This window comes from Zunongwangia atlantica 22II14-10F7 (assembly GCF_002094855.1).
Lineage (GTDB): Bacteria > Bacteroidota > Bacteroidia > Flavobacteriales > Flavobacteriaceae > Zunongwangia > Zunongwangia atlantica.
On the sequence record NZ_ARYN01000003.1, the window covers coordinates 168562 to 180986 of the forward strand.

The 12425-nt window shown below is 35.7% G+C and carries 12 protein-coding genes; 2 read left to right on the forward strand and 10 right to left on the reverse strand.

Annotated elements, in window-relative coordinates:
* The first annotated feature begins 86 nt into the window (after window positions 1–86).
* Window positions 87–1517 (forward strand): polyprenol phosphomannose-dependent alpha 1,6 mannosyltransferase MptB, encoded by a 1431-nt coding sequence (mptB, locus tag IIF7_RS04355; protein ID WP_084840456.1) that lies wholly within the window; start codon window positions 87–89, stop codon window positions 1515–1517.
* Here mptB and IIF7_RS04360 read toward each other — a convergent pair.
* The 8 genes from IIF7_RS04360 to IIF7_RS04395 all read right to left on the reverse strand — a co-directional run bounded on the left by IIF7_RS04360 (window position 1494) and on the right by IIF7_RS04395 (window position 9829).
* A complete protein-coding gene (locus tag IIF7_RS04360) occupies window positions 1494–2129 on the reverse strand; it encodes a lipid-A-disaccharide synthase N-terminal domain-containing protein (protein ID WP_176218892.1) in 636 nt (211 codons plus the stop codon). The two genes, mptB and IIF7_RS04360, sit on opposite strands and share 24 nt — an antisense overlap.
* A gap of 115 nt (window positions 2130–2244) precedes the next feature.
* Window positions 2245–3216 carry a deoxyhypusine synthase family protein gene (locus IIF7_RS04365; RefSeq protein ID WP_084840457.1) on the reverse strand — a complete coding sequence of 324 codons (972 nt, stop codon included), beginning with the start codon at window positions 3214–3216 and terminating at the stop codon, window positions 2245–2247.
* The gene (gene speB / locus IIF7_RS04370) at window positions 3209–4084 is read right to left on the reverse strand and encodes an agmatinase (protein WP_084840458.1); all 876 of its coding nucleotides are present in this window, start codon (window positions 4082–4084) and stop codon (window positions 3209–3211) included. Before speB ends, IIF7_RS04365 begins: the two co-directional genes overlap by 8 nt.
* Before the next feature lie 66 nt (window positions 4085–4150).
* Window positions 4151–5545 carry an arginine decarboxylase gene (locus IIF7_RS04375; RefSeq protein ID WP_084840459.1) on the reverse strand — a complete coding sequence of 465 codons (1395 nt, stop codon included), beginning with the start codon at window positions 5543–5545 and terminating at the stop codon, window positions 4151–4153.
* Window positions 5546–5864: 319 nt separating this feature from the next.
* The gene (locus tag IIF7_RS04380; RefSeq protein WP_176218893.1) at window positions 5865–6701 is read right to left on the reverse strand and encodes a pseudouridine synthase; all 837 of its coding nucleotides are present in this window, start codon (window positions 6699–6701) and stop codon (window positions 5865–5867) included.
* Between the two features lie 108 nt (window positions 6702–6809).
* Entirely contained in the window at window positions 6810–7715 is a 906-nt protein-coding gene (locus IIF7_RS04385; protein ID WP_084840461.1) for a geranylgeranylglycerol-phosphate geranylgeranyltransferase, read from the reverse strand.
* A gap of 23 nt (window positions 7716–7738) precedes the next feature.
* A complete protein-coding gene (locus IIF7_RS04390) occupies window positions 7739–8677 on the reverse strand; it encodes a mevalonate kinase family protein (RefSeq protein ID WP_084840462.1) in 939 nt (312 codons plus the stop codon).
* A 60-nt stretch (window positions 8678–8737) separates the two neighbouring features.
* The gene (locus tag IIF7_RS04395) at window positions 8738–9829 is read right to left on the reverse strand and encodes a diphosphomevalonate/mevalonate 3,5-bisphosphate decarboxylase family protein (protein WP_084840463.1); all 1092 of its coding nucleotides are present in this window, start codon (window positions 9827–9829) and stop codon (window positions 8738–8740) included.
* 103 nt (window positions 9830–9932) lie between these two features.
* On the opposite strand from IIF7_RS04395, the gene IIF7_RS04400 reads away from it, so the two are divergent.
* Window positions 9933–10409, forward strand: coding sequence for a TspO/MBR family protein (locus IIF7_RS04400; RefSeq protein ID WP_084840464.1), 477 nt, complete (start codon window positions 9933–9935; stop codon window positions 10407–10409).
* On the opposite strand, the gene IIF7_RS04405 is transcribed toward IIF7_RS04400, so the two are convergent.
* A complete protein-coding gene (locus IIF7_RS04405; protein ID WP_084840465.1) occupies window positions 10402–11619 on the reverse strand; it encodes a BaiN/RdsA family NAD(P)/FAD-dependent oxidoreductase in 1218 nt (405 codons plus the stop codon). The genes IIF7_RS04400 and IIF7_RS04405 overlap by 8 nt on opposite strands.
* Before the next feature lie 27 nt (window positions 11620–11646).
* Complete coding sequence (locus tag IIF7_RS04410; RefSeq protein ID WP_084840466.1) at window positions 11647–12312, reverse strand: glycerophosphodiester phosphodiesterase; 666 nt, start codon at window positions 12310–12312, stop codon at window positions 11647–11649.
* Window positions 12313–12425 lie beyond the last annotated feature (113 nt).

A 12425-nucleotide genomic window follows, 5' to 3' on the forward strand; every position in this document is an offset into this window, starting at 1 on the left:
GGAAGACGACTCCTCTTGAGAATTTATTGAAGACATTCAAATCTATTTCTCTATTTTCGTAATCTCACTTAAAATCTCCGGCTGCTTTGCTTCAATTTCTGAAATTCCATAAAATTCCGTTGCTTTTATTTTTAACGGCGGCTACTTTTTACTGGAGTTTTGCTTACGATTTAGATCGTGCTGATTTCCCAAAAATGCTTATGCTTTATGCGGGTTTGTTTTTTCTGAGCTTTAAAATTATTCAGCTTTTAAAAACAAGATTTTGGCTATTGGCAGGTGCAGCTCTAATTTTCAGGCTCATCTTTTTTATTGCTTTACCCGATTTATCCCAGGATTTTCATCGCTTTATTTGGGACGGGAGATTGTTAGCCAACGGAATCAACCCATATTTATCAACTCCAGTTCTCTTGATGGAATCGGCACATTTTGGCAGCATTTCTCAGGCTCAGGAATTAGCGAGTGGCATGGGCGCTTTAAGTGCTTCTAATTACACAAATTATCCACCTATAAATCAGCTGATCTTTGCTGTTGCAGGCATGATTTCACAGAATAGTATTTTATTTTCGGTAATTATTTTCAGGATTTTTATCCTTTTAGCAGAAGTCGGAATTCTTTTCTTCGGAAGAAAACTTTTAAAGAAACTTGATTTACCTGAACACTGTATTTTCTGGTTTATACTGAATCCTTTTGTGATTATCGAATGCTTCGGGAATCTACATTTCGAAAGTGTGATGGGCTTTTTTATTCTGCTGAGTTTTTATTTTCTATGGAAACGAAAATGGATAATTTCAGCTATAATTTTGGGATTATCGATTTCAGTAAAATTGCTTCCGCTTATGTTCCTCCCGCTTTTTCTGAAGTTTTTCAGCATTAAAAAAAATGATTCAGAAAATAGCGAAAATCGACATGTAGCAACTCAGTTTTCAGAAAAAATAACCGATCTAAAATCGATAAATTGGGCAAAACTTATTGGGTTTTATGCTATTGTCCTGCTTAGCGTTATTTTAAGCTTTCTACCTTTCTATAATTCGGTTTTCTTAAATAATTTTTCTGAAAGTGTTGGACTTTGGTTTCAGAAATTCGAGTTCAACGCCAGTATTTACTACATCGTTCGCTGGATTGGCTTCCAAATTAAAGGTTACAACATTATTGCAGATGCAGGTAGAATCCTTCCTGTTGTTACTTTTATCATTATCCTTACCCTTAGTATATTCAGAAAAAACAATAGCTTAAAATCGCTAATTTCGGGTTGTATTTTTGCGCTTGCTTTTTACTTTCTGCTTTCCACAACCGTTCACCCGTGGTATATTGTGACACCGCTTTTACTTTCAGTATTTACGAAATATCGATTTCCTATCGTATGGTCTTTTATGGCAATTTTGAGTTATAGTGCCTATGGAAATGCAGAATTTCAGGAAAATTTATGGCTGGTGGCTTTAGAATATATCGTGGTAATTGGCTTTGCGATCAATGAAGTGTTCTTTCCGAAGAAATTAAGCTTTAGCCTGCTTTCTTGATTTATGAATTAAAAACAGGTTTCTAATATATACGATTCCGCCAAAAAAATGTGCAGATAATAACACAGGATCTGTTCTAAAACAGGCGTAAGTAAAAATAATTGCAGAACCGGTTAAACTCATCACCCAAAAACCCCAGGGCAAGCTGCTTTTATCTCGCTGCTCTGAATACCACCATTGATAGACAAACCTTCCGGTATAAATAATTTGGCCAACAGTACCTAAAATTACCAGCCAAACAGCAATATTGTCTCCTGTAAACAATCGTCCCCAATCTAAGCTGCTAAAAAATATAAGATAAGCTGCTATAACTATTGGCGATAAAATAACTGCAGCTTTAAAGAAAATATTAGAAGGTTTCCATTTATTTTGAAGTTGTAAATTTCTAAAATAGAAATAGTAAATAAGCGCCTGGCCAATCATTATCGACAAATCCTTGCGCATATAACCGTAAATAAAGAAAAGAATGGCGCCAAGTAAACTAAGCTGCCAGAAAATAGTTGGGGTTTTTACTTTATTGGCCTTTTCAGACAAAAACCATTGTGTAATTAAACGGGCAGAGAAGCATAACTGCGCTAAAAAGCCAATCCCGTAAACTACCCACATATTCATACCCCAAAAAATTAGAAATAAAAAAGCTGTCCAAAATACGCCAAAATAGGCTAAAGGACAGCTGTTTTATCTTGTAAATCTTTGTTAATACTTTTTGCTAGAAAAGTTAAACAGTTTACATATCTAAGAGGTAAGCGAAAATTAGCGGCGCAACAATTGTCGCATCACTCTCGATAATATGCTTTGGTGTATTGATATCTAATTTACCCCAGGTGATCTTCTCGTTTGGTACAGCACCAGAGTATGACCCGTAACTTGTAGTAGAATCTGAAATCTGGCAGAAATAACTCCAAAACGGTGTATCTGTTCTTTCTAGATCCTGATATAACATAGGCACCACACAAATTGGGAAATCTCCGGCAATACCTCCACCAATTTGGAAGAAACCAATTCCGTTTTTAGAATTCTCTGTATACCAATCTGCAAGGAACGTCATATACTCGATTCCAGATTTCATGGTACTTGCTTTTAATTCGCCCTTAATTACGTAAGAAGCAAAGATGTTTCCAAGCGTAGAATCTTCCCATCCTGGCACAACCATTGGTAGGTTTTTCTCTGCAGCTGCGTACATCCAGGAATCTTTAAGATCGATCTCGTAATATTCTTCTAAAACTCCTGAAAGTAATAATTTATACAAGTATTCGTGCGGAAGATAGCGTTCTCCTTTATCATCTGCTTCTTTCCATATTTTAAAAATATGCTCCTGAATTCTTCTAAAAGCTTCTTCTTCTGGGATACAGGTATCAGTAACACGGTTTAAACCACCTTCTAAAAGCTCCCATTCTTCTTTTGGAGTAAGGTCACGATAATTAGGCACACGTTTATAATGTGAATGTGCAACTAAATTCATTACGTCTTCTTCCAGGTTAGCGCCAGTACAAGAAACGATTTGTACTTTATCCTGTCTAATCATTTCAGCAAAGATTTTACCAAGCTCGGCCGTACTCATAGCTCCCGCAAGAGAGACTAACATTTTGCTACCGCCTTCTAATTGCTTTTCGTAATCTTTTGCTGCATCAACAAGTGCTGCTGCGTTAAAGTGTAAATAATATTTTTCTATGAATTGCGAAATCGCTCCTTTATTCATCTTCGTCTTCTTCGTTATAATTTTGATATTTGAATTTATAGCTTAGCATCTTATAATATAGTTTTGCCGCAAGAAAATCTGAAGATTTCTCTTCTTTATTAGGGCAAAGCTCTACAATATCGAAGCCTACTACATTCTTCTTCTTAAACATTAATTTTAGAAACTCTAAAGTTTCGTACCAAAACAAACCTCCTGGCTCTGGTGTTCCCGTAGATGGTAAAATAGAAGGATCAAAAGCATCCAAATCTATCGTAATAAATACGTTAGGCGTCATTTGCCCAATAGCATCGTCCATCCAGTCTTCGTAAAGATCGTGACCAAAATACACCTGGTTTTCGTCCATATGCTCAGTTTCTGAAATATCCATAGAACGAATTCCTACCTGAATTAGGTTAGTCTTTTTACTAGCCTCGTACATAGCACAGGCATGGTTACATTTAGAACCTTCGTACTCTGGTCTTAAATCTGCATGTGCATCTAACTGAACTACGGTTAAATCTTCAAAACTTTCATTAAAAGCTCTAATACTACCAATAGAAATACTATGCTCCCCTCCAAAAAGTGTTACAAACTTTTCCTGAGAAATATAATTTTTAGTGGTTTTATACACTGCCTCTACCATTTTTTCTGGTGAAGAATTCTCTGTAACGGCAGGTGCTAAATACACTCCTTTTTTATAAACTTCAGATTTAGTTTCGATATCGTAAACTTCCATATTTTCTGAAGCTTCCAAAAATGCCTCTGGGCCTTTATCTGCGCCTTTTTGCCAGGTACTTGTGCCATCGTAAGGAACAGGAATTAATACCACCTTCGCCTCGTCTATTCTGGCATATTTATCGGGTATACCGGCATAATTCTTTTTACTCATTTTAATCTAGTTGGTTTAATAAGAAATAGTTGATTGTTTTAAAGATAAAAATTTTAGTTCTCATATTTACTCGTAGCCCAAAATATCTAACATATCCTCGGCCTTTTGCTGCTCGCTAAATAATTTGGTGGTAATTTTACCATTTTCGTCTCTATCGATTAGCAAATGTTTTGGTTGCGGTATTAAACAATGCTGAAGCCCTCCAAAACCTCCAATAGTTTGCTGGTAAGCTCCCGTATTAAAGAATCCTATATAGAGTGGTTTATCTTTCTTGAATTTTGGAAGATAAATGGCATTGGTATTTTGCTCGCTGTTATAATAATCGTCGCTATCGCAGGTTAGCCCTCCTAAAAGTACACGCTCGTATTCATCGTTCCAGCGGTTAATAGCCAACATTACAAATTTTTTACTAATCGCCCAGGTATCTGGCAAAGTGGTGATGAAAGATGAATTGATCATATTCCATTTCTCACGATCGTTTTGTTGCTTTTGGTATAAGATTTCATAAATCGCACCTCCACTTTCACCAACAGTAAAGCTTCCAAATTCTGTAAAAATGTTTGGAACCTCTACATCTGCTTCAGTACAGGCTAGTTTTATCTGATTAATGATTTCTTCAACCATATACTGGTAATCATAATCAAACGCCAAAGAATTTTTTATAGGAAATCCTCCGCCAATATTTAAGCTGTCTAATGTTGGGCAAATTCGCTTCAGGTTAATATAAACCTTAAGACATTTATTAAGTTCGTTCCAGTAATAAGCCGTATCACGAATCCCGGTATTGATAAAAAAGTGAAGCATTTTTAGATTCACTTTATCATTATCCTTTATTGACTGATTATAAAACGGAACAATATTTTTGTATCCAATCCCCAATCTTGAGGTATAGAATTCGAATTTTGGTTCTTCTTCAGAAGCAATTCTAATCCCAACTTCAAAATCGTCGTTTATACGATCTTCCAGTAGGCTTAATTCTTCATAATTATCAATAATCGGAATACAGTTTTTGTGTCCGTTATTAATTAATCGGCCAATATTCGCAACGTATTGATCACGTTTAAAACCGTTACAAATCACATAAGCATCGTCTCTCAGTTTGCCAGAAGCCTTTAATTTTTCGATAATATTAATATCGAAAGCTGAAGAGGTTTCAATATGAATCTCGTTTTTAAGCGCTTCGTTCATCACATATTCAAAGTGCGAACTTTTAGTGCAGTAACAATAATTATAAGTTCCCTTATAATCGAGATTTTTCATGGCTGTTTTAAACCAGCCTTTTGCACGATTGATATTGTCTGAAATTTTTGGCAGATAAGTGAATTTTAATGGCGCACCGTATTGCTTTACCAGCTCCATTAAATCAATATCATGAAATTGAAGCTCACTACCCTCTAATTTAAATTCTTCCTGAGGAAAGTAGTAAGTCTGATCGATTAAATCCCTGTACTTGGTATTCAATTTTATAAATGTAGATTGGTTAAAAATTAAAAATTAGTTATTAATTACACAGTCTGAAAATTCAGATTGATAAAATATTGTTAAGAAAATTATTAATGTAAAAAGTGTAAGATTTAGAATTGCTACTAAACCCAACAAACACCTGAGATGGCGGATACCTGAAGAAAAAATGTTTTTCAATCTAAAAACACTAAAAAATAAAGCTATTAATTAAAATCTTTTGCCGCCGGGTGATTTTTTAAATAATAGTTGTTACCACCCGTCACGAAACAGGTGGTAAATGTAAATAAAAAAGTAATTGAAATTTTAAAAAAATCGACTACAAATTTCCAAGGTTAATTACCTCTTGTTTAGTAAGTGTTCTAAACCTGCCACGTGGTAAATCTTTCTTGGTTAAACCTCCATAAACCACACGATCCAGGTTCAGAATTTCGTAACCTAAACTCTTAAAGATCTTTTGTACAATATGTGGTTTTGTACTTGTGATCTCCATCCCTACTTCAGATTTTGGGCGATCTTTTACGTAACTTACATCAGTTACATTAATCTTTTTACTTTCGATATAAACGCCTTCTCTAATCTTTTCAAGATCATCTTGTGATAAAGCGTGATCTAATTTTATATGGTAAATCTGTCGAATTCCGTTTTTAGGATTAGCAAGTTTCTTAGCTAAAGCACCATCGTTAGTAAAAACCAGTAAACCTGTTGTTTGCGTATCTAGCTTCCCAATAGGATCTAATTTAGATTTAGATGCTTTTGCCATAATATCCATTACGGTTAAGCCGCCTTTATGCACACTTCCGGTTACAAAAACACCTTTAGATTTATTCAGTACAAAATACTCTGGCTTATCTGGGGTAATGCTACGGCCGTCGAATTTAACCTCGTCTGTTAACTGTACTTTGTAGCCCATCTCGGTAACAACTTCTCCATTTACAGTTACATTTCCTGAAGCGATATAAATATCTGCATCTCTACGAGAACAAATACCAGCATTAGCGATGTATTTATTTAAACGCATTCCGTCTTCACGCTTCTCTAAAGCCGTATTCTTACGCTTAATGGGTGCATTACCACGAGCATATGATTTCTTACGACCACTGCCACCCTGTCTTCCACTAAACTTTTTTTCTGAAGAATTATCCCTTCTGCTCATATCGCTAATTTTTTGCAAAGATACTTGTTCGTATCGGTGTTAAAAAATGATTATTAAAAGATTTTGATTTATTTTGAAGTCAACTTACTAAAATCTAGCAATTTGCTTTTAGAACACTCTATTTAAAAGCGTATCTGGATCGATAAGTAAGATGCTAAAAACCCCGGCTACAATAATAAACTTCAGGATATTATGAAGTATTAGATACTGCCACTTCGCCTTACTAAAATATAAGATAAGCATAAACAAGGCTAACAGAAAAAAGCTGGCATAAAAGTAATAGTGCATATAACCAACATCAAATTTTTGGGTAAGTAATAGAGTTGGAATAATCGAAATTAAAAATAATATTCCTAAAAATAATTTACTCCACTTCTCTCCATAAACCACCGGAATGGTGTGATAATTTAAAGCAAGGTCTCCTTTAATATTTTCCAGATCTTTTACGAGTTCCCGCATGGCGATCATTAAAAACAGGAAGGCCGCATGAATAAAAATTACGGTTTCGGTATTGCGATAGTATACAAATACCGCAAAAAACGGAACAATAGCAATAATCGATGCTACCAGATTTCCTACGAACAAAATTTTCTTCAATCGGTGCGAATAAAACCAAATAGCAAAAATATACAACGAGAAAAAGACAACGGTTTTAAATGAAACGTAGCTAGCAAAAAACACCGCAAACATATTCAGAATAAAATATACTGAAAGTTTTGTGCGCTGCCCCACAATCCTGTCTAACATCGTTTTTTTAGGCCGATTGATTAAATCCTTCTCGCTATCGTAAAAGTTATTGATAATATATCCTGAAGCAATTACGGTAGCCGTGCTAAGAATTAGAAAAAAAAGATTATCATCAAAAAACACTTCTCGTAGCGGAAGATCTGGAGCCAATATAAAAGCTGATGCCAGATACTGCGCAATAACGATCATAAGAATATTATAACCGCGCACCACAGAAAAGAGGCTTAGCATCTTAAGCAAGAAACGCTTATTCATTAGCGAAGCCATAGGCTGTAAATTTTCAGGTAAACTTAGAAGTTGTAAACTACTTCCAGATTGTAATCTTTTAAGGACTTTCTGGCCTTCTCGATATCTTCAGTAAAACCAAGAATGTAGCCACCGCCGCCAGATCCACAAAGTTTCAGGTAATAATCGTTAGTTTCAATACCATTTTTCCAAAGATTGTGAAACTTCGCCGGGATCATTGGCTTAAAGTTATCTAAAACCACATGTGAAAGACTTTTTACATTCTTAAAAAGCGATTTTACATCTCCTTTTAGAAAATCGTCTACACAGGCATCGGTATGTTTTACAAATTGATTTTTAAGCATTTTTCTAAACGGCTCCTGCTTCATATTTTCCATAAAAATAGAAATCATTGGTGCTGTTTCTCCCGTAGAACCACTATCCAATAAAAATACCGCACCAGTACCATTCTCGGTTTGTGAAGGAATTCCTGCCGGCTCGATATTATCTTTAGAATTGATTAATATTGGAATGCTTAAGTAACTATTTAAAGGATCTAAACCAGAAGATTCTCCATGAAAAAAGCTTTCCATTTTACCGAAAATCTTCTTCAGTTTTAATAATTTATCTCTGGTAAGATTTTCCAGCACTGTAATTTTATCAGTCGCATATTTGTCGTAGATCGCAGCCACTAAAGCACCGCTACTCCCAACACCGTATCCCTGCGGAATGCTGGAATCAAAATACATTCCCTTTTCAATATCTGCTTCTAAACTTGCAATATCAAATTGCACTAGTTCTGGATGTTCTTTTTGAAGTGTATTCAGGTAATTTGCAAATCTTCTTAAGTGCTCGTTAGACTCTTTTGCTTTTGCCGTAGGCTCTTCTGAAACCTTTAAAGCACCGTTGTAAAAATTGTAAGGGATCGATAATCCTTTGGAATCTTTAATGATCCCGTATTCCCCAAACAATAAAATTTTAGAATAAAATAAAGGTCCCTTCATATAAATTAGCCTTTTAGCATTCAGAAATTGAAAATCTGAATCACAGCCGTTTACGTAAATCTACAACTTTTTTGATCCCTGTCCAATCTCGTCACAAATATAGTGTCCATTTTCACAATAGACAACTAACTCGTTCTTAACAAATTCCAAAATCTCTTCCTTATTTTTAGAAGGATATAACATATGCACGTTTGCACCTGCGTCTAAAGTGAAACAAACCGGGATTTTACTTTCCTCCCGCTTTTCCCAAATTTTATTGATAATTGCCAGTGTGTTTGGTTTCATCAACAAAAAATATGGGTCGCTACTCATCATCATTCCGTGAAGAGTAAGTGCTTCGCGCTCTACAATTTTAATAAACTGCCCTAAATCGCCCTGCTCAAAAACAGGAATCAATGCAGATAGATGATCATGCGCCTGGTTAAATCTGGCTTCGGCAAAAGGATGGCCATGCATTAAATTATGCCCTACTGTACTACTTACTTTCTTTTTGCCTTTATCTACCAGCAAAATAGTATCCTGAAAATCTTTAAAAACATCGGCAATTTTAAATGGATATTCTATTCCATATTCGTCGCTACTGAACGGGATTTCTTTGTGTGCACCCCAAACCACAAGATCGCCTTTTACACTTCTACAAGCGCTACCGCTACCTAATCTTGCTAAAAACGATGCTTTTTTATAAAAATAATCTTCGGTAACCTCAGGAAACAACTCCTTTTCGAGGCTCATTACACAAAGTGCCAAAGCACTCATTCCACTAGCCGAAGAAGCAATCCCGCTACTATGTGGAAAAGAATTTTCTGAAACCACCTCAAACTTAAATTGCTTTAAATAAGCGCAATAAGGTAAAATTCGTTTAAAAAAAGCTGCAATTTTAGGTTTAAAGCTCTCTTTTTTAACGCCTTCGAAGATCACATCGAACTCGATTTCTTCGGAAATTTGATTCTCCTCAGAAACTTTAACATAGTTCAATGTAGTGGTAGTTTTGCAGTTTTTTAGCGTAAAACTTACTGATGGGTTTGCCGGAATTTGATTTTCCTTTTTCCCCCAATATTTAACAAGTGCTATATTACTTGGGGCTTCCCAGCATACCGATCCACTTTTTGCAACAGTTTTTAGACCTGTTGCAATAAACTCCTTATCAGGCATTTTTCAATAGATTTTCAGCAAATATATGCTTTTAAATTTTTCCCGATAAATGAGCAACAAAGCATTTTTTTTGCTATTTTTAAATACAAATCTAACCTGATTCATGAACTCTAAGCTGCTCATTCGCAGCGTAACAGCTACCGCAGTTTGTCTTGTTTTTGGCTTTTTGGGGATTATTGCTCTTCAAAACGGACTCGACTCCTGGTATGCTACGTTGCAAAAACCATGGTTTACACCGCCAGAATTTTTATTTGGCCCGGTGTGGACGATAATGTACGTACTTATCGGGATTTCAGCAGGATTGGTTTGGAGCAAAGGCTTTTATCACAAATGGGTTAAAACAGCGCTTTATCATTTTGGCTTCATTTTATTACTTAATGCGTTTTGGTTTCTTTTTTTCTTTGGCCTTCACGAACCAATGATTGCATTTATGGCTATAAGCGCCGTTTTCATTTTATTGTTAATCACCATTAAATGGTTTAAAATCGTAAATACAATCTCGGCCTACCTTCTTATTCCTTACGCCGTTTGGGTGCTTTATCTGGTTGCTTTTACTTTTGAGTTTTGGCGAATTAACTAATCCCAGCAATCGCTTTTGCCGCTATAAATCCACCCGTCCAGGCATTCTGAAAATTAAAGCCTCCGGTAATTGCATCAATATTCAAGACTTCTCCTGCTAAATAAAGATTCTCATATTTTTTACTGCGGAAAGCTTTAAAATCGATTTCCTTTAAGTCTATGCCACCTGCCGTTACAAATTCATCCTTAAAGGTACTTTTTCCATTTACGCTGAATTCTCCTTTACAAAGCTGGAGCGCTAGTTGATCGAGTTGCTTTTTTGAAACATTTGCCCAAACCTCATCTTCTGGAATTCCTGAAGCTTTTACCAATTTAACCCAAAGACGCTTTGGAAGTTCAAATTGGGCATATTTGATCACTTTTTGTTTTGCTGAAGACTCTTTTAATCGGATTAAGTCTTCACTGATTGATTCTGGATTAAAACCTGGCACCCAATTCACCAATATCGAAAATTGGTAATTACATTCATTTAAATCTCGTGCTCCCCAGGCTGAAAGTTTTAAAATTCCGGGGCCACTCATTCCCCAATGCGTAATAAGCAGCGGACCTTCGCTTTCTAATCCTGAGTTTGGAATTTTCACTTCAGCAAACGTAGAAATACCCGCTAAATCTTTAATTCTAGGATCTTTGATATTGAAAGTGAATAAAGATGGCACAGCATCGACCATTTTATGCCCCAAATCCTTCAAAATATCCCACATTTTGGGATTACTTCCGGTAGCAATTACCAGTTCATCACAACTAAAATTGGTTTTTGTACTTTCTACAAGCCAAGATTCGTTATTTTTTTGAATGTTTTTTACAGGTTGCCCGGTAAGAACTTTAATCCCTAATCGCCTGGTTTCAGAAAGAAAACAATCGATTATCGTTTCAGAAGTATTAGTAACCGGAAACATTCTTCCGTCGTCTTCGGTTTTTAGTTCTACTCCGCGATCGACAAACCAACCAATGGTATCGCCCGTCATAAAACTATGAAAAGGGCCAATTAATTCCTTTTCTCCCCGCGGATAATTACGGGTTAAATCTTTGGGTATAAATTCAGCATGCGTAACATTACAACGCCCGCCACCAGAAATTTTAACTTTAGACAATACATTTTTACCACGCTCTAAAATGGCGATTTTTAATTCGGGATTAAAATTCGCCACATTTATCGCGGTAAAGAAACCGGCAGCTCCACCTCCAACAATCAACACGTCATAATGCGCCATACCTTCCTTTAAAAAATCTATTTTATATTATAATCGATCTGGAAAATCTGTAAAAATACCATCGACACCAAGGGCTTTCATTTTCTTGATCTTCTCTGGTTTATTTACTGTCCAAACATTAATTTTTATACCATTCCTGTGGCAGTCTGCTAGATAATCCCTGGTTACCAGTTTGTAGTAAGGATGAATTGCAACGGCCTTTAAGTGTCTTGCTTGCAAGAAAGCAATACTTAGATCGTCGTCTGTTAGCACCGCGACAGGAATTTCTGGGTTTAAGCTTCTAAGGCTCATTAATTCATTAAAATTGAAGCTGGAAATAAGGATTCTTGAACCCGGATATTTTTGAAGACATTTTAAAACCGGTTCGGCAGTACCTTCGCCTTTCAATTCAATATTTAAAATCACTTTATCCTGAATAAGTTCCAGAACTTCTTCTAAAGTAGGAATACGATAACCTTCTTTGGTTTTAAGGGATTTAATTTCAGAAAGACTTTTATTGCCTACCATCCCGGTTCCAGAAGTTGTTGTTTCCAGTTCTTCATCGTGAATTACCACCAGCTCTCCCGTTTTACACAGATGCACATCGATCTCGATCATATCTACTCTTAGCAATAATGCTTTTTTGATACTTTCTAGCGTGTTTTCTGCGACGTGACCTTTCGCCCCACGATGCCCAATTTTTAAAGTTGCCATTTATTTAGTTTGTTGTTAGTTAGTTTTATTCAAATAATTCTTAGTTCAAAAAATTAAAACCGGCATCTCTTTAGAAATGCTTAGGACAACTTAACATTTTTTTTGCGCTCACC